Raw genomic sequence first — 19504 nt, forward strand, 5'->3', positions numbered from 1 at the left:
AAGGATTTTGATCAAGATGATAAAAAAGACTATCAAGAAAATAATGAGCATCGCTATATTGCTGCTTGTCAGTGCTTTTGGTTTTCGTTTATATACATACAATAATACATCAGATGCAGCCGCTCTTATAGATCAGCTCAATCCTTTAGTTCAGACTGAGACTTTGTATGTAAAAACAACAGATAAATATGCGTATAAATTTCCGGATGCAGTGAGCAAAATAGATAATTTCACATATATCCAGAATTGTTTTGATAAAAATGGTCATACACGTAAGTTGTCCTATACTTCCTTTGGACGACCGCTTACCCCCAAGAGATTTTTGAAAGTGACGACAAAAGGACAGAGTATTCAGACTTGGGAAGAGATCGACGAGCAAGAAATCCCTCAGAAAATCATTTCACTGCTATAATGATGATTATCAGCAGCAAGGGGTGATGGATGATGGAACAATTGATCATTAATAAAAATAAGCTGAGAGATACAGCGACAATTACAGGCTTAGGAATGTTGGCCTACCGTATTTTTCCAGAAACTGGTCGAATCAATATTCAACTGCTTTCAGGTGAACAAGAAGAATGTACGATCGTTTGTAAAGATGGAGAGGAATTTTCTCTGCGTGGAGAAACTATTCGTTTGGTCGTCAAATAATCGAGGCTGAGACAGAAGTGTTCAGCTCTTAGGAATTAGAATTATACTAGCTTTACTTTGTTCTTTGAATAATAGTGAAACTGTCTGTGTTAGCTGAGAAGAGCGAAGCATAGCGTAGTAGTTGCTTCTGCTTCTATTGATTCTCACGTTTTAGAGACCGAAACAAAAGTGATTTTTACTTTTGTTTCGGTCTCTATTTTATTGTTTTAAATAGTCAATACTTACTTTAAGCCGTTTAAGACCATCAAGTAGTTTTTCTTTGGAGCAGCCAATATTCAAGCGTAAGAATTTTTTTTCGGTTTCACCGTAAGTCGATCCATCCATGATCGCTACTTTTCCTTGATGGATCAGAACGGATTGCAGCTGTTCCATTGTAAAGGGAAGCTTAGAACAATCGATCCAAAGTAAATAAGTTGCCTGAGCATCTACCACTGTTAATTCCGGCAGTTGCTCTTGAATAAATTTTTTGACCAGTAGAATATTTTTATCAAGATACTGATTTAACTGGTCAAGCCAATCATGGCAGTGATCATAGGCTGTTATAGTGCTGTCCAAACCTAAAATACTTGTAGAAGAAAGTCCATCTCGATTTTTTAAGATGTGTATAAATTGTTCTCGTAGGTCCATATCTGGAATCATCAAATATGAAGCAATCAACCCAGGTGTGTTAAAGGTTTTGCTTGCTGATGTGCAAAGGGCGATCTGTTGTGAGTCAGCTGCCCACTTGAATATGGGAGAATGCTGTTCTCCTTTACGTAAGATGTCCATATGGATTTCGTCTGAAATCAAGAAGACCCCGTACTTTTGACATAACTGAATCATTTGGCTAAGCTCTTCCTTTGTCCAAACTCGTCCAGTAGGATTATGAGGACTGCACAAAAGGAAAATAGTACAGTCAGGCTGCTTCAATTTATTTTCTAAATCAATAAAATCAATCGTATATTGCTGGTTTTCATAGTGAAGCTTTGTTTCAAGGACAATTCGATCTTGAGCTTTGATCACTTTGAAAAAAGCGTCATAAGCGGGTGTCTGGATCAACACTTGCTCACCTGGTGCTGACTTTAATTCGATCAGCTTAGAGATCGAATAGATGACAGATGGACTGTATATGAGCCAATCCTCATCGAATGTATAGTCAAAGCGTGAGCGGTACCAGTTTTGAATACTAGCCTTGAATACTTTGTGATTCCAGCGCGTATAGCCGAATATAGGATGGCTGATGCGCTTTTGCAGGGAAGTGATGATTTCCTTCGGTACTGCAAAATCAGTGTCTGATACAGTGAACGGCAGTAAATCGGCTTCACCAAAACGGTCAGCGACATAATCCCATTGTGTGCAAAAGGTTCCTTTTCTATCTATTATCGTATCAAAATCTATTGTATCTATCATATGTGACCTTCCTACTCCATTAAGTTTTCCAGTTCATTTTTGACAGTAGCGACCTGTGTACCAATGATGACCTGAAGATTATTACTATCTAATTTGATAACTCCTAACGCACCTAGATCTTTCAGTTCTTGCTCATCGACCGCAGTCATATCATCCACAACTAAACGTAAACGGGTGATACAATTATCCAAGGAGACGATATTGGCACTTCCGCCTAGAGCATCAAGAATCAGAGGACCGTCGTATTTTCCGCTTTTCGTATAGCTTCGTTCTTTTTCAGTCACATCTTCTGTTGACAGTTCACGTCCGGGTGTCTTCAAATTGAATTTTTGAATCGCAAATTTGAAAACAAAGTAGTAAACGGCAAACCATAAGGCACCGACGATCAAAACGAGATACCATTTTGTATACGTTCCTTGTAAAACACCAAAAATCAAAAAGTCTAAAACGCCGCCGTCAGTATTACCGATCACAACTTGAAGTAAAGCCATGAGCATAAAACCTAACCCCGTCATGATGACGTGGAAACCATATAAAACAGGTGCAATAAATAAGAAAAGAAACTCGATCGGTTCAGTGATCCCTGTAACAAAGGTTGCAATCACACCGGAAATCAATAAACCTTTGATCTTATGACGATTTTCAGGCAGCGCAGTTCGATACATTGCCAAGGCTGCTGCTGGTAAGCCGAACATGAAGGTCGGCATTTTTCCTTGAGATAAGAAGGCTGTAGCCGCTGGACTGATCGGTGAACCACTTTGAAGCTGAGCGTAGAAAATATTCAGCGCACCGGAAACACTTTGTCCATCGACGATTTGAGTTCCGCCGGCTTCGGTAAAACGAATCATTGAAACTAAGATGTGATGTAAGCCAAACGGTAAAAGCAAACGCTCGCCAGCACCGAATAAAAATGGACCAAAAATACCTGCTTTTTGAATCGCAAACCCCACACTATTGATACCAAGAGCAAAAATCGGCCAGATAATTGGGATCAGTACCCCAACGATAGACATCACAAGCGAAGTAATGATCGGAATAAATCGTACGCCGCCGAAAAAGGCGAAAGCATCTGGTAATTGAATCGTATAAAACTTATTATGAAGTAAATAAACGATGATCCCAACAATAATTCCGCCTAATACCCCCATTTCGACGGACTGCATTCCTAAAACCATTCCCTGACCTGCTTCACGCAAATGATCTGCATCTGCTAGTTTTCCTGTTTCAGTCAGGTAAAAATTGATGGATAAGTTCATAACTACATAGCCGACTAGTCCAGAAAAAGCAGCAACTCCTTTTTCACTGCGGGCTAGTCCTAAAGGGATCGCCATCGCAAATAATAAGGGCAAATACGTAAAAGCAAAACCACCGACCGTTGACATAAAACGGAAGGCAACCTGCAGCCACGGCTGATCTAAAAATGGCAGTAATTCAAGGGTTGAAGGACTGGAAAATGAACTGCCGATCCCTAAGATCAATCCCATAAAAGCCAATAATGCAACGGGCAGCATAAATGTTTTACCGATCCCCTGGAAGAATTCCCAAAAACTAAATTTCTTTTTCATTCTGTTTCTCCTTTCGTAGTAAAAAGATAGATAAAATTTGTTTTTCTTGCATTCAGTTTACGTGGAAGGGAGTATATAAACAAGCGCTTACACAATCGTTGTAAGAGCTTACATATAAAGTAAGAGGATTCATTTTTCGGCATAGGATTCGATATAACGGAGAATCAAAAGTTCCAATACTACATGCATAGGAATCCGGGAACTCATATCTATCTCTCCATAGTAGCCATTAGTCACTTCTACATGAAAGACGATAGACGCAAGCTGCTCTAAAGGGCTATTTTTAGTTCCAATGACAGCAATGATCGGTACATTGTTTTCTTTGAGAAGTGCTGCATATTCAAGTGCCAGCATCGTTTCACCACTGTAACTGACAAGAACGGCGGTATCCTTAGATGTTAAATGATTTGCGACGATCCTCAGCTCATCCCAATCTTCTCGCGCATCCGCGATTCTACCAGCAAAAGTCAGCTTTCTAGCAGCCTCAAAACAGCAAGAAAACGAGCTTCCTACACCAAAAAATTCCACACGCTGTCCTTCTGCTAATAATTTAGCACCCGTTTCCAAGGAATCTTCTTCTATAGCTTTTAGGGTTTGGTCAAGTTCAAATTGGACACGAGCTGTTAGTTGTGTCAGGTCTTTTGAGGGATGATAGATTTGACGCTGCTCATCTTCCATATGACGAATCAGAGCATATTTCATTTCCTGAAAACCCGAGTAACCTAAAGCTTGGCTAGTACGGCTGATCGTAGCTGTTGAAACATAGATTTTTTCCGCAATATCATTGATCCGACTTTGTGTGATCTCATCTGGATGTTCAATGATATATGCCAAAACTTGTTGTTCCAAAGGACTTAGCAGTGCTTGCTTTTTTTGAAATTTTTTTAGTAGGATGTTCATTGACGTTCCTCTTTTCATTAAAGGCTAGTTTATTTGCTTTTAGTATAACAAAGGAAGCGTTCTACTGCTATGGTGAGTGACATGATAGAAAGGTTGCAACAATCAGGAACAATAGTACAATAGAAGGAAAGAATGACAGGGAGGAATTTTCATGGCGGGTCATAGTAAATGGAAAAATATTCAAGGTCGTAAAAATGCGCAGGATGCAAAGAGAGGAAAGATTTTTCAAAAGCTTTCAAGGGAAATCTATGTTGCAGCTAAAGCTGGAGGACCAGATCCTGCAACGAACGCAGCATTACGTTTGGTGATGGACAAGGCAAAGGCGGCCAATATGCCGAATGACAATATCGATCGAGCCTTGAAAAAGGCTAGTAGTTCTGGAGATAATGAGCATTATGATGAAATTACTTATGAAGGATATGGTCCTGGCGGCACAGCGATTTTAGTTTATGCATTGACCGATAATCGAAATCGAACAGCGACGAATGTGCGTGTTGCATTCACAAGAAATGGTGGTTCTCTAGGGGAGACAGGATCTGTTAGTTATATGTTTGACCGTAAAGGCTATATTGCAATCGAGCGTGAGGGATTGTCGATCGATGAAGAAGGCATGTTTGAACAAGTCCTTGAAGCTGGCGCTGACGATTTGGAAACGTCAGAAGAAGTATTTGAAATATATACAGCACCAGAAGATTTTGTTTCTGTTCGTGATACGCTGGAAACAAATGGATTTACATTAGCACAAGCAGAGTTGACGATGATTCCGCAAACGGAGACTAGTTTAACTAAAGAGCAGCAGGAGCAACTCCAAGTGCTTGTTGATAAGCTAGAAGAAGATGACGATGTTTCAGAAGTGTTTACTTCTGCTGGTGAGTAGGAGAAATTTGCTGAATTATTTCAGAGTTAAAGAATATAAAAAGCACTTACAGATTTAGTGACTAAATCTGTAAGTGTTTTTTTTTTGAGGCACCTATTGTTTGGGAGGATTAAATAGATAGTCGTCATAACGTAAAAGACCGCTGACTCTTTAGAACAAGGAGGTCAAGGGAATTCAAGTGATGAAAGGCCTTAGCAGATGAACGTGATCTCAGTTCCAACTAGCGAAAGATAGATAAACATTCATAGTAGGTGCACTTCTCTTACTCATTCAATCCTATATTGAGCGAAAGTCGGGTATTATTTAATTCATTTTAATGAAAATAACGCTTTTAAAATGAAAAAAATGCTGTTAGATTACAGAAAATCTCCATGTTATCAACGCATCAAAGATATTTAAACCAATTTCATTAAACTTTTTTTCCATTTTTGTGGTGGATTAATAGATAGTGAGCCACTACAATCTATTTATAAATAACGATCGTATTTTTAAGCGGATTGGCACAGGAGGTCAGGTTATCAAGCTAAACTATATGTTTTGAAAGGTCTCATACAAAGTTACTTTTAATAATATTGATTATATGGTACTTGTTAAAACTTTTTAAGGCCTCCTTGCTTCAACTTCATTTTCAATAACAGTAATGATATTGAAGAGGTCTTTTGTGCTAAAGCCAGGGTTGATATAGACAACAGGAGTATCTCGTGCACGTTTTTTCAGTAATGAAGAGGTTGTAGATGCGATGATCAAATCGATCGTCACTTCATCAGGAGAAGCAGTGGAAGGTACAAAAGAAATATTATAAAAAGGCTGCAAAAATGACTCCATTTGTTGTGCGATGATTCTTTCCATGATTATGGGCAAATCTGTTTCCATTTGTATGTAGACTGCTGGTGAAAACTTGGTTGGACTTTCAATAAGAGCATGCGCCTCACAAAAACGAGCAACAAGCATATCTTCGTTTTTAAAGGATACACCAGTCCCGATAGCGCGTTTTTGTAGTTCCTGAAATTTAACGACCATGGCAGACCTTAGGAACGGATAGTTTTGTTTTAAATATCTAGTATAGTCATAGCCAGATAATGATGTTGTGAAATTCGGAAATAAGAGATCAGTCAAAAAACTTACATAAAGCACACTGTGGTAAGCAATTTTTGTTTGTTCATCAGCGGAAGATAAGTCTGGCTGGAGAACTTCCAAATATAGTTGATACATCTGGTGAACTGGGGTATTCAAAGATTCATGAACGGCCATTAGACGTTTTGAAATGACGGGCATCAAAAGAAATCCAGATCGCATTTGAAACAATAAGCAAAGGAAGTCTGCTTCTGAAATAGATACATGAAAATTTTGCTGAATAGATGTCAGTATCGAATCATGTATTCCAGCTTTTGTAAGAGCTTCTTGATTCAATTGGTGGGAAAAGTTAGGCAAATCTTCTTCGGTAACTTCTTTTTTTTGGTTATAACGATAGAGGTTGATTGCAATCATATAACTCCAGTTTGCAGTAGAGACGTCTTTAAGATAAGAATAAGTTTTCATTTCTGTTTCAATGAAAGTCAGAATCTTTTGCTGGTCAATAGTTGGAAACGGCCAGGACATTCCACGATAAACGTTCCAAAATACAATGTAGCTGAGATAGCGAAATTGTAATTCACTTCCCTCAATACTTAACTCTCGATTAACTGATTTAATTTTCAATTCGTATTTTTTAATAATACTGTTGAAATGTGTAACCTTCCTTCGAATCGTACTTTCACTTACAAAATATTTCTGTAAAAAGTAATCTAAAGATAAATTTGGCTGAAAAAATAATTCCTTCATCAAAGACAATGAGACCGACTGTTCGGAGATAAATGGGATTGCTTTAAGGTATCCTAATTGTCCTCCTATAAATCGTACCCCTCTACCTTTTGAAAAATTTATTTGTATAGGAACATGCGTAGATTCGATTTTTAATAAATCTTCTGCTAAGTCCTTTGTATACTTAAGAACAGATTTCCGCTCTAAGTGACTATCAAATACTAATTCGTCAATAGAATACCAACCTTCTTTTTTATAAAGTAAATAAAGTAGCTGCAATTTTTTTCCTGTTTCTGCATCGAAAATATCGAAGTTAAGCATGAATATCCCTCGCTTTCATTGCTGACATTCTAAGCTAGAATCATATTTTTCTCAACAAATATGAACTAAAAAAGAAGCACCTATCTTTAAAGGAAGATAGATGCTTTTATGTCATAAAACGGATTTTGATAATACTGTTTATGGATATTCCGCAGTAGACAATCATGATAAATTTAATTTAGTGAAAAAAACAAATAATAAATATTTATTTCTTATTTCTGATACAAATAAGATTTAAATAAAATCGATTTATTAGAAAAAAACATTCTTTTTTGTTTGTGAATTAATCGTAGATTCATGTTAACTGAGCTTAGTTTTAAAGTCAATAGAATTTTATCTCATTTTTTTCGGAAAAGTTCAAAAATTTTGAGATAAATGAAACATATATATTTAATTTGTTTGAAAAAACCTTTAAATATCATATGTATATAAACTTCCGCCGTCAAAAAATTGTTATTATTTTTGGAATTCTTAGGAAAGGATAGATGAGCTATGGTAAAAAAAGGAGAAAATATTTATAAACGTAAGGATGGGCGTTGGGAAGGACGATACATCAAAGAACGGACGCCTCAAAATAAAATTGTGTATGGCTACATATATGGAAGACAGTATTCTGAAGTGAAAGAAAAACTAACAGTAGTGAAGGCAAAGTACCTTACGACAGACTATACCATCACTAGTTACAGCGGAACAATTGAACAATTCATCGGCAATTGGATGATGACAACCATGAAGTACACGGTCAAACCGACAACATATTCTAACTACGTTCGCTTGATCAAACGCCATATTCTGCCGTCAATCGGTTCTATTCGACTCCAGAAAATCAAACAAGAAGAGATACAAAGTTTGGTCTATCAATTGGCAAAGGAACAATTTGCTTCTGGAACGATCAGAAATGTCTTCAATATATTAAAAAATGCACTGAATGTCGCTGTTAAACAAAATTATCTGCACGAAAATCCTTGTAAAAATGTGATTTTACCTAAAACGACGACAAAAAAAATCACCGCACTTTCTTTATCTGATCAACGGAGGATCGAACTACTGGCACTAAAGGAAATGGAATGTTCTCCTATTTTATTAGCATTATATTCAGGAATGAGGATTGGAGAGATCAGTGGATTGAAATGGGAAGATATCGATTTTGAAAAAAATGTCATTCATGTCAGGCGAACCATTACACGAATCACCAATGAGCATACTTCTTTATCGAAAACTGAAATAGTTGCCGGGACACCTAAGTCAAACAACTCCGAACGAGTGATTCCCTTAGCAGCTAACTTATCTAACTACCTGTTAAACAAAAAGAACGAGACATCAACGGCTTATGTTATTTCATGTAATGGAGGATTAGCAGAACCTAGAACAATTAATTATCGCTTCAAAAAAATTACGAATGCCTTAGGTCTATCAGATATTCGCTTCCATACATTGCGGCACACATTTGCCACACGTTGCTTAGAACAAGGTGTAGACATTGCCAGTCTGAGTCAAATACTGGGACATCATTCAACAAAACTGACACTAGATACGTATACCGATTCATTGCTAGAAAACCGCCAAGCTGCGATTGCTACGATCGATCACTTATTCTTGAATGCTCAATAGCTGAGCATTTCATTTTTTGCACAAATAAGCCGTCACCAGTGTGGTCACGAATTTTCTAAAGCTATGCTATACGTGGTGAAAAAACACCTGTTTCTTATTTGTATCAGAAATAAGAAATGAAATATGAGAAAAAAGATTCTTTGATTATAGAAACCATTATAAATTGTTCAACAAATTAATGCCAAATATACGTATCGTAAATCAATAGAAAGGAAGTGTCATCTAAACGATCGCTCGATGCATGGAAGGAAATCAAAATAATAGGAGGAAAATATGTATAACATAGGAATTATCAACACTGGACTTTCGGAAGAAGAAATCAATTCGTACATAGAAGAGGGTAGTTTTGACTCTTTTAAAGCTTTCAACATAGATCCGGAAAATTTGTCCAATGACCTTGAAGAAAAAGATGCAGTATTGATTTTCACAGACAATGTTGATTCAGCTGTGACAGAAATTTGTCAAATCATCATTGAGATCAAAATGACTTCTGAGACATTTGTTTGGGTAGTATCACAAAGACATGACGAAAAAAAACGTGTTGTCTACTTACAGTTGGGTGCTGATGGAAACATCAGTACAGAATGCTCCCCTAAAGAACTGCAATTGATCGTGAACAACGCTTTGAACCGAAAGAAAATGTATGAAGTTCAATTGACAGAAAATGAAAAAGCAATCGAAGAAAAAGAAACAGTAGCTGAATTAAATGAGAAAAACCTAAGTTTTGTATCTTTAGGTGAAGAAGTTCCTTTGACTCGAACAGAGTATAAATTGTTCAAACTGTTATTAAGTAATCCCGGTATCGCCTTTTCATATGAAGAGTTATACAGAAAAGTTTGGGGCAAGCCTTACAATAATGAAAAATACCGCGTATCAAATGTTGTTTTTCATATTCGGGAAAAGCTTGAAGAATATTCGTTAAACCCAAATCATATCAAAACAGTCCGTTCTGTGGGCTACATGATTTGTGAATAACTCCTTTTGAGTGAGGGTCAATACAATTTGAAAGGAGGTGAAAATAAAGATGAAAAGGAAAGTTAGAATGAAACGATTCAAAATAGTTTTTTCGCTTGTTATGAGTACTGTGATGATTTTGGGGATTCTTCAATATGGACTAACGGCCAAGCAAGAACCTGTAAAAGCAGCAGCTGATATCACTACGTCAAACTACAAAACGTGGACAGCTTCAACTTTAGCAGAGGCTAGAGATTCAGTAAACAAGTTGCTATCTCCAATAAAAGGATCAGATACATCGCGTCCTTATAAAGAGAATAGAACGTGGCAAGAAGGATCTTTAGCAGCATTAGATAAAGTGTATTATGCATCCATTAGCCCTGCATCAGGTATTAGTTCGGAGTTAGCGAGACAACAGTTGATTCAGACGGTCAGAGGATTGGAGTTATATGATAATACTAAAACTTATAGTGCTAGAAATTTGGCTCTAAATGATTATCCTAATGAAAATTTAGATTATAACTTGGCGCATGTGATAAAAGATCAGGAAACTGGTTATGTTTCAAGTGCATCTGCTGAGGTAATTCATTTTACTGACTTAGCTGGAACGATGGGTTATCCTTTTCCAGGTATGTCTACAGCTAGTGTATTGCCCTATGTTAAAGATTCTTTGATTCAGCAATATAACGCAATGAAAATGCCAATTATGTCTGGATATCTTGGGATAAATAATTATGGTTTTTATTCTGGCCATTCTACAGGAGCTATAAATACTCAAGGTAAATCTCCTAACATGAACGGACCAGCAGGATCTAGTACAGAAATAATGGTGTGGTTTAGTAAAAGTAACCCTACTACGACCAATGCAAGTCTTATATCAGACCCAGCAAAATATGTCAAATATGCGACATCGATTTTTGACCGAACTTTAGTGAATCCTAACATAAATAGTGGTTGGGGTGATGGCGCTTATGCTTTTACTACTAGAAATTCTATGGTCAGAATAATACTGTATTCAACTCATGAAAATTTAACTGAGGCTCAAAAACAAAGCTATTTAGATAGTCTAGAAGCTTTTGAGAATAGTAAAGAGATTAGAAAGTATAGTGATACTGCTCCTGCTTTCATTCAAGTAAGCTTCAAGCGGGATGGAGCAACTAACTACGATCCTATGGTTGACAAAATATTTACACCTGATCGTATTGCAAAAGGTTGGAGACACATTGAGGTAAACAGCTCGAATGCTGGTACGCCTGAAACACTGTCAAAACGAATTCTAGATCCAAATGTTAACCCTACTCGTGTTGTTAATGGAGTTTTGGATTATCCAGGTGTGACTGGAACTAGAACTTTTATTCCTAGTGGAACTGCTTTAGTAGAAAAGGTTCCATGGAATGCAACCTTGTCTACCAATTTATTCAACTTCATTACAGGAACGTTTGCTGGGGGAATGTACTCATTTGAAGATTCTATGACCCCGGGGGAATTAAAATTTAGTGGTGCAGTAAGCGGAGGTATGTCTCGGTTCGATGTAACAGCTACTAATAATAATTATACTGGCTATAAAATGGGGGACAAAGCTCCAGTCTATAACAGCAATCGTATTTCTATGACTAATTCGGTTGGCGGTTCATTGCAGCAAGGGACTTATAATGCTTCACCAAACCTATATGTACCTTTATCTGACGCAGCTGTAGAGCTTTATACTTACAACGGTACAGGTTCTGAATCATCAGCAAGCAGTTATACACTGAAAGACACGATCGTAAGCAACACGTATGACAACTATGGTGGGACTTCATATTCACTGAAAAGCAGTCAGCTAGCATCTAAAAAATACGGCACCGTCTTATCTCAAGCAGATTTGAAAAATGCCGTGAAGGATGCAATGGGTGATGCTACTTATAATGCGCTTAATTTCACGAATAGTAACGCATTAAATGCAGCTTCGCTAACTGTCAGCTTCGATGCGAGTAAAAACGTCTATAAATTATATGCGAAAGAAGCACCAACACAAGGTACGATTACGGTTGAGCACTGGATCAAGGGTGGAGCAAAAATTGCTACAAGCACACAAGCAGATATTTCAAAAACTGGAGCGATTGGTGCTTTAGCAAATATCACACCAACAGCAATCTCAGGCTATGCCTATGTGGATTCAGATTCTGATCCGTTATCTAATGTAACATTTGGTAGTGCGAATAAAACAGTAAAACTGTATTACACGCAAAATTCAAAAATTAGTAAGATGACGATCTACTATTTGTATACAGTAGGTGCAGTAAACATCATTCCGCCGGTAACAATTGAAGGACCTACTGGTACAGTCCCAACTAGTGAGCAAATAAATATTGGTATAGTTGGAGATAAATATGAGCTTAGCTTACAGGAACCACTAAATCCTGAATTTGGCAAAAATACTGATATGGTTCTAATTTATTCACTCAAGAAGGGAAAAATAAAGGTTGAGTACTGGGATAAAGATAAAAACCAGTTGATACCTGGTCAAACCACTAACGAAAGTACTGGTGAAATAGATTCATCACCGAATCCTGCTATCACACCTAAGACTATTTCTGGCTACACGTATGATTCATCTTCTGTTAATTTGGCAACACTAAAATATACAGTCGCAGATCAAACGGTGAGGCTGTACTATACGGAAGATGTGAAAACGAGTCAGATGAAAGTGAAATATGTCAACAGTTTAACAAGTGCAGTAATTATTCCTGAAAAAACAATAGTAGGGACAATTGGAGTGTCAGCGACAGATGCTCAGTTAGACAAAAAGGCAGTCGGAGACGATTATATGTTTATCGGACAAACCCCTAACTCGGCGATATTTGGAACGAATGCAGAAGTAACGTTGTACTATATGCCTAAGAACAAAGTGACGATTGAATACTGGGATAGTGATACAAACTCGAAAATGAGTGATCAATCAGATGAAGTTCTCAAAGGTTACAATGGTACTAGTGTGAACTATACGCAAAAGGAAATTTCTGGTTATATATTTGACAGTGATAAATCTGATGCAGTTCCAAGTAAATTTACTCAAAACGATGTAACGGTAAGACAATATTATTCAAAAGTTTATACGGTAACGATTGAATATTGGGATTCTGGGACAAACAGTAAAATTACTACAGAAGCAAATACTGTGATTACTGGTAAAAAAGATGCTGCTTTGAGCTACTCACCAAAAGAAATCGATGGGTACATCTATGATTCAGTTAGATCTGACAAAGTGCCTACAACGATTACGGGGGATGCGACATACCGAGCGTACTATAACAAGGCTGGTTCTGTAACGATCGAATATTGGAGTTCAGATACAAATCAAAAACTATCTGGACAACAAAGCGAAGTCTTGAAAGGCATTATCGGTGCAAAAGCAGAAATCACACCAAAAGAAATCTCAGGTTACAAATTTGATGCGTCTAGATCAGATGCTATTGACAATGTAACGTATCAAGCTGGATCGAATACGATTCGACTTTACTATACACAATACATCAACTTAACAATTCTTTTTGAGAAGGTCAGTCCTAAAGAAGAATTAGGGAGAATTGTGGAAAAAGTGAAAATCGGAGATAAGATTCATTTAGAAAATGATCTTACAAAAGTGAAGGCAAAAGTAGTTGAGCTTGAGAATTCATATCGACTAGATAAACGACCAGATAATTATGCTGCTTATACAGTGCCTAATGCCGATGCTACAGTGACGTATTTATTTGATGGAACATTGTTCTTGTCATCAGCACCTAACTTGTTAGAATTTGGTAGCAATCATAAGATCATGCACTTGGGTGAATATGAATCTGAACGACCTACGTATGACCAGCCGTTGACAGTCACTGATACACGTGCAAACTTGACGAGCTGGGAAATTACAGCGAAGCTAACAACTGAAATGCATTCTAGAAAAGATCCATCATTCATATTAACGAATGTTTTGTATTATAGAAATGGATCAACCACAACAGCAGTGAGTTCAGAAGGCAACACACCCATTGTTAAAAGTAAACATACGCAAATGGGTGATTTAGATGTAAGCAAAGTAGAATGGGAAAACAAATCTAATGGGTTTATCTTTAAACTATCTAAAGATCAATTCAGACAAATCGATGACTACGATGGAATAATCCAATATACATTAACAGAAGCACCATAACAAGGAGGTAATAGTAATGAAGCAAAAACTCAAATATCTACTATTAGCTACCTTCGTTATCGTGACTGTAGGTGTATGTAGTAGTAGAGAAGTCTTCGCGGAAGCAGGTGCTGTCCAGACGAACGGAAGAGTGACCTTCTATGATGAAACAAGTACGACCCCGTCGGGAACTACTGAACCATCAGGAACAACGGACCAAACTTATCCTAAAACATCTGGAAATGAAGAGGTGCCTGTAGCCAAACCAGTTGGGAAATTACCGTCAACTGGTGAGCTGATAGCAAAGAGTTTGACGATCAGCGGTAGTATTTTACTCGCAGTGGCGATCCTCTTTGTCCTGTTGAAGAAGAAAAGGAAGGCGGAGTAGCAATGAAAAAGAGTATATTTAGACTTACCTTTTTAGCTCTGTCAAGCTTACTTTGTCTTACGCTAGAAGATCAACAGGTATTTGCGGAAGCAGATGCAACTGGTTCTGGTCATATCAGTTTTTCTAATGATAGTGATAAGACGGGTGGGATTCAAGACCCTGAACATCCTGAAACGATTGTTGATCCAGGACCAAGCCCTAGTACGAGTGGAGATCTGCGAATCGATTTTGTTCCGCAGCTAGATTTTTCAGCAAATAAAATTTCTGATAAAAATATGAGTTTACCAGTAAACGCACAATTATTTCTTGACAATACTCCAGCACGAGGGAATTTCATTCAAGTAACGGATGAACGACCAAAAGCATTAGGCTGGTCATTGCAAATGCGCCAAGAAACACAATTTCAAAACATGAGCACTGCGAACAATGAATTAAAAGGGGCTTTCCTGTCGTTCGATAAATCATGGGCAAATTCAGTTTCTGATTTAGCATATGCACCTGTCGTTTCAAAAGAAGTTATTGAAGTAAGCAATATTGGTGAGACACACACACTTGCGACTGCAAAGTCTGGTAATGGTTCAGGAAGTTGGTCGATTTCATTTGGCGCATCAGAGTATAACCCGCTCCAATTGGATAACACACTAACACCAAGAGTCGACCAAAAAGGCGAAGCAGTCCTTGATCCCAATTTTGGTAATCAACAAATTTATCAAAATAATGCAATAACTTTAAACATCCCAGCGGCGACAAAAATTGACGCTGTAGAGTACACAACGGTGATAACTTGGATTTTATCCGAGCTACCATAAATTATTACACACAATATTAGGAGGAAATACAAATGAAATTAACACACAAATTATGCGGAGCAGCTTTAGTAGCAGTAGCAGGAGTTGCCTTAGCAGTACCAAACACAACGAAAGCAAACTCAATTGAAGGCGCAGGTCACATTGGTTTCACTAACAACACTGGAATCCCAACTATCACAGATAACAGCTCCTCAGGAGATTCAAGTGGCGATACTGGTACAGGTTCAACAATCACAAGTAACGAAACATTCGAACCAACTGATCCAGGAACATTCGGAGTATTCGCTGTAACACCATTAGAATTTGGTAGCGGTCATTCTACATTAACAGCGTCATCAAAAACATATAATGCAGATCTATATGATAACGGAAACAACGTTAAATCAGCAAACTTTGTATCATTCTATGATGTTCGTGAAGCGTCACGCGATTATAAATTGAGTGCACAAATCACAAGCGAATTCCAAACAACTGGAGGAGCTAAATTAAATGGCGCAACTCTAGAATACAAAAACACTTGGGTGAACGACTATGCAAACTCAGTAGCACCAAAAGGACTAAAAGCATCAGCAACAGTTACAAAAGATGCGTCTACTCCATTGATCGAAAATAGTGCAGCAGGAACAACTGCTGGATATGGTCAACATGATTTAGTATTTGGTGAAAGAAAAGCGGACAACACTGGTAACGCAAAAGAATCTGTTATCTTAACAATTCCTACTGCAGATAACGCTGTTGTTGTAGCTGGTGATTACAATGCTGTAATTACTTGGACATTATCAGAAACATTATAATCTAAAGATTTAAAGTAAGCGTCATAAGTTCACTAGCCTTTAAGGTTAGTGAACTTATATCATGAAAAAAAGAAATGAGGCTATATCGTATGAAAAATATAAAGAAAATAATAGCAATCGCATTTTTATACATAATAGGAGTTTGTTCGTTTAGTCTAACAACAGAAGCAGCAGTAGGCTATACATATAAGGTAAATAAACCTGAGAATCAAAGAAATGAGGAAGTGGGTTATTTCGATCTACGAATGACTCCTTCACAAAAACAGACTGTAACGATCGATTTAACAAATGAATCTGATAAAGAAGTCGTAGCGGTTGTTTCTTTGAATGGTGCCAAAACCAGTGGAAACGGCGTTATCGAATACGGTCCTATCGCGATCGACAATGATAAATCATTAAAATATGATTTCAAGGATATTGTAAAGGGACCAGAAAAAGTTGTATTACCAGCCAAAACGACGGTCCCTTTAAAATTGGATATCACAATGCCGGAAGCAACGTTTGATGGGGTGATCTCTGGCGGAATTGAATTGAAAACAGAAGCAGACGAAAAAGAACGTGCCAAACAAAAAGGGGTTATCAATGATTATGCGTACGTGATCGGCATGCTTCTTTCTGAAACGGATACAGTTGTTAAACCAGAATTAGAATTGAATAGCGTGGGTGCGGGATTAAGCAATTACCGTAATAGTATCTTTGTCAATTTTTCTAATACGAAAGCAGCGTACTTGGAAGAGTTGACAATGGATGTACAAATTACTCAAAAAGGTTCAGAAGCTGTTTTGTATGATGCGAAAAAAGCCAATATGCGTGTAGCACCAAATAGTATGGTCGATTTTCCAGTTTCACTAAATGGTGAAAAAATGGTTCCGGGAGATTATAAAGCATACATCGTAGCAAGTACAAAAGATAAGAAATGGACTTGGGAAGAAGACTTCACGATTACAGATGAAGAAGCAGATAAATACAATGACCAAGATGTAAACTTAGTTCAAGAACAAGGGATAAACTGGAAGCTGATTGCAGTTATTGCTGGAAGTGTGATTGTGGTAGCGATTATTATTTTTGTTGTTGTTAGATTGGTTTTAAGTAGCAAAAAGAATAAAAAGAAGAAGAACAGAAAGAAAAAATAACAAAAAATAGGAGATGAGATAAAATGAGTACTTTAGATTGGTCATTTGTTGCCCTTGCATCTGGGGTACTTCTCTTCAGCTTTTTTGGACTGGTATTACTTTTTAGTTCATTAAAAAATAAGAAAAAATATAAAATGCTAAGAAAAAAGAGACCGCCCAAAAACAAGAAAAAACGGAAACGATTCATGGCTGCTAAAAGAAGGCTGGAATCTAAGCTGAAAAAGCAATTCATCTGGTCGATCATATTGTTATTATTTGCTGGTGGTTCTTCGTTCGGAGCGATGTATTCAAGATATTATCAACAACATCGATTAAACGGAAAAGAATCAGAGGCTATCGTTCAAGGCTATTATTTAATAGATGAGCTGTCTCTTCAACTAGAGAACATCAAAAAGAACGAAAATCCTCAAAAGGCAATCAAAAACATTAGTAATCTATCTTCTAAGATGGTCAGCTTCGGTTTTACTAAAGCGTCAATGGCATTAAAAGAAGATAAGCAAGTTCTATTAAATCGATATTTTAATACAATGAAACAATTAGGAACAAATTTACATGAGCAGTCTTTAGAGACCTTGCAAAATGAAGAAGCGTTGGCTGGCTATGTAAATGATATAAATAAGCTGGAGATGTCTCAAAAGGAAGTATTCAAACAATTTAAAATCAATGAAGCCGCTTTGAAGAAAAAACAGTAAATGAAGCTGAGGTGGGCTTTATGGAAGAAAGAAAAAAGCGAAAAAATGTAACGGCTAAATCGAAAAAGAAAAAGAAACATTCAAATAACAAGAAGCCAGAGACATTGAAAAGGAATAAAAAGCATAGAAATAAGAAGAGAAAACAACTGTTAGCTCGGAAAAAAAAGCAGGAAAAAAGAAAAAGATTGTTGATTGAGTTGTTGATTACACTAGGAATTTCAATTTTTTTGCTGACCGCATTAAGTATATTTTTACTAGCCTTTCCTAAAATCGAAGGGTATTCTATGGTACCAACATTAAATGATCAGGAAATATTTATTGTGTATAAACCAGCAAAAATAAAGCGATTTGATCTAGTCTATTTAAAAAATAGCTCCGGAGAAAAAAGTATTCGTAGAGTAATCGGTCTTCCTGGTGAAGAGATTCAATACAAAGATGATGATTTGTATGTGAATAATGAGCTGAAGGCAGAGCGTTTTCTCTCTCATAGTCAGGAGGAAAATCAAGAACCAGTTGTTTCTGATTTTAAACTTTACGACTTATTTGAAGTTGAAGCTATACCAGAAAAAAAATATTTTGTTCTTGGCGATAATCGAGAATATGCAACAGATAGCAGGTATTACGGATTTGTTGATGAAAAAGAAATTATTGGTGTGGTAAAGGCCAGAATTTTTCCTCTCCATGCTATGACACAGTTTTAACAAATGGAAGGGAACTAAATATGGTAAATAAAAACGAACAGACACAACCTCAGAAGAAAAAACCCCCCCGTACTTCTAAAAATTTGAAATCATCCAAGCAAGGAAAACGTAATAAAAAAAGAAGACCGCTGCAAAAAAAAGACTCATCTACTGTACCTGTAAAAAAAATTCTAAATCCAAGTATGGTTGTGTTTATTCTTTTGCTTATCGGATGCGTCTTTCTTTTTTTCAATTTCTCGGCGCATAGAGTCAGTGGTCAATCAATGGAGCCAACTTTTGAAGATAAGGATCGGATATTGATAAAAAAAGGAAGATCTGTTCAAAGGTATGAAATCATTACTTTCGAGCCAAAAGATAAAAAAGATGATTCATACATTAAACGGGTGATAGGAATACCGGGAGATGATATTTGGGTCAGCGGAAATAATCTGTTTCTACTACCAAATGGAAGTGCTCAACGAAGTACGAAGGCGCCAGCTAAAATAGAAGAAATTCCAGATGGAATGATTAAAATTGCATTGACTCCCAATGTGGCAAAGGAGTTGGCACAATACAAGTCGATTCCGAGGGATCATTATTTTGTTCAAGGGGATAACCGAAAACATTCCAATGATAGTCGAGATTTTGGGCTAGTGAATAAAAACCAGATAGAAGGAACAGTTTCGTATCGTTATTTTCCATTTACAAAAATCGGTGTGCCCTACTAAACAGAAAGAAAGTGAGTAATGATATATGCAAAAAGAAAAAATCAATTATTTTTTCAAGA

General features: G+C 37.0%; 17 protein-coding genes. 13 read left to right on the plus strand and 4 right to left on the minus strand.

Annotated elements, in window-relative coordinates; translation table 11 throughout:
- The first annotated feature begins 43 nt into the window (after window positions 1-43).
- Together H3T55_RS11600 and H3T55_RS11605 are read left to right on the plus strand one after the other, a co-directional pair.
- Window positions 44-412, plus strand: coding sequence for a YxeA family protein (locus H3T55_RS11600; protein ID WP_225550182.1), 369 nt, complete (start codon window positions 44-46; stop codon window positions 410-412).
- 32 nt (window positions 413-444) lie between these two features.
- Window positions 445-651, plus strand: a complete 207-nt coding sequence (locus H3T55_RS11605) for a hypothetical protein (protein WP_225534590.1) — start codon at window positions 445-447, stop codon at window positions 649-651.
- Between the two features lie 198 nt (window positions 652-849).
- Here H3T55_RS11605 and H3T55_RS11610 read toward each other — a convergent pair whose 3' ends face one another.
- From H3T55_RS11610 to H3T55_RS11620, 3 genes are all read right to left on the minus strand, one after another.
- A complete protein-coding gene (locus tag H3T55_RS11610; RefSeq protein ID WP_225534591.1) occupies window positions 850-2040 on the minus strand; it encodes a MalY/PatB family protein in 1191 nt (396 codons plus the stop codon).
- 11 nt (window positions 2041-2051) lie between these two features.
- Entirely contained in the window at window positions 2052-3605 is a 1554-nt protein-coding gene (gene malX / locus H3T55_RS11615) for a maltose/glucose-specific PTS transporter subunit IIBC (RefSeq protein WP_225534592.1), read from the minus strand.
- Between the two features lie 129 nt (window positions 3606-3734).
- A complete protein-coding gene (locus H3T55_RS11620; RefSeq protein ID WP_225534593.1) occupies window positions 3735-4505 on the minus strand; it encodes a MurR/RpiR family transcriptional regulator in 771 nt (256 codons plus the stop codon).
- A 151-nt stretch (window positions 4506-4656) separates the two neighbouring features.
- Here H3T55_RS11620 and H3T55_RS11625 point away from each other — a divergent pair, with 151 nt between their 5' ends.
- On the plus strand, window positions 4657-5382 hold the full coding sequence (locus H3T55_RS11625) for a YebC/PmpR family DNA-binding transcriptional regulator (RefSeq protein ID WP_225534594.1): 726 nt from the start codon (window positions 4657-4659) through the stop codon (window positions 5380-5382).
- 600 nt (window positions 5383-5982) lie between these two features.
- Here H3T55_RS11625 and H3T55_RS11630 read toward each other — a convergent pair.
- Window positions 5983-7503 carry a helix-turn-helix domain-containing protein gene (locus tag H3T55_RS11630; RefSeq protein ID WP_225534595.1) on the minus strand — a complete coding sequence of 507 codons (1521 nt, stop codon included), beginning with the start codon at window positions 7501-7503 and terminating at the stop codon, window positions 5983-5985.
- A gap of 492 nt (window positions 7504-7995) precedes the next feature.
- Here H3T55_RS11630 and H3T55_RS11635 point away from each other — a divergent pair, with 492 nt between their 5' ends.
- The 10 genes from H3T55_RS11635 to lepB (H3T55_RS11680) all read left to right on the plus strand — a co-directional run bounded on the left by H3T55_RS11635 (window position 7996) and on the right by lepB (H3T55_RS11680) (window position 19445).
- Window positions 7996-9114 (plus strand): tyrosine-type recombinase/integrase, encoded by a 1119-nt coding sequence (locus H3T55_RS11635; protein WP_225534596.1) that lies wholly within the window; start codon window positions 7996-7998, stop codon window positions 9112-9114.
- A 273-nt stretch (window positions 9115-9387) separates the two neighbouring features.
- On the plus strand, window positions 9388-10089 hold the full coding sequence (locus tag H3T55_RS11640; protein ID WP_225534597.1) for a response regulator transcription factor: 702 nt from the start codon (window positions 9388-9390) through the stop codon (window positions 10087-10089).
- 100 nt (window positions 10090-10189) lie between these two features.
- Window positions 10190-14242, plus strand: a complete 4053-nt coding sequence (locus H3T55_RS11645) for a MucBP domain-containing protein (protein ID WP_225550183.1) — start codon at window positions 10190-10192, stop codon at window positions 14240-14242.
- A gap of 16 nt (window positions 14243-14258) precedes the next feature.
- Window positions 14259-14609: an LPXTG cell wall anchor domain-containing protein gene (locus H3T55_RS11650; protein ID WP_225534599.1), complete on the plus strand. Its 351-nt coding sequence runs from the start codon at window positions 14259-14261 to the stop codon at window positions 14607-14609.
- 2 nt (window positions 14610-14611) lie between these two features.
- The gene (locus tag H3T55_RS11655) at window positions 14612-15418 is read left to right on the plus strand and encodes a WxL domain-containing protein (RefSeq protein ID WP_225534600.1); all 807 of its coding nucleotides are present in this window, start codon (window positions 14612-14614) and stop codon (window positions 15416-15418) included.
- Between the two features lie 32 nt (window positions 15419-15450).
- The gene (locus H3T55_RS11660) at window positions 15451-16212 is read left to right on the plus strand and encodes a WxL domain-containing protein (protein ID WP_225534601.1); all 762 of its coding nucleotides are present in this window, start codon (window positions 15451-15453) and stop codon (window positions 16210-16212) included.
- A gap of 89 nt (window positions 16213-16301) precedes the next feature.
- Window positions 16302-17345: a DUF916 and DUF3324 domain-containing protein gene (locus H3T55_RS11665; RefSeq protein ID WP_225534602.1), complete on the plus strand. Its 1044-nt coding sequence runs from the start codon at window positions 16302-16304 to the stop codon at window positions 17343-17345.
- Window positions 17346-17368: 23 nt separating this feature from the next.
- Entirely contained in the window at window positions 17369-18037 is a 669-nt protein-coding gene (locus tag H3T55_RS11670) for a hypothetical protein (protein WP_225534603.1), read from the plus strand.
- 20 nt (window positions 18038-18057) lie between these two features.
- Window positions 18058-18738, plus strand: coding sequence for a signal peptidase I (lepB, locus tag H3T55_RS11675; protein ID WP_225534604.1), 681 nt, complete (start codon window positions 18058-18060; stop codon window positions 18736-18738).
- Between the two features lie 182 nt (window positions 18739-18920).
- Window positions 18921-19445 carry a signal peptidase I gene (lepB, locus tag H3T55_RS11680; RefSeq protein WP_225534742.1) on the plus strand — a complete coding sequence of 175 codons (525 nt, stop codon included), beginning with the start codon at window positions 18921-18923 and terminating at the stop codon, window positions 19443-19445.
- Window positions 19446-19504 lie beyond the last annotated feature (59 nt).

It is taken from the genome of Enterococcus sp. S22(2020) (genome assembly GCF_020295385.1).
GTDB classification, from domain to species: domain Bacteria; phylum Bacillota; class Bacilli; order Lactobacillales; family Enterococcaceae; genus Enterococcus_L; species Enterococcus_L dunnyi.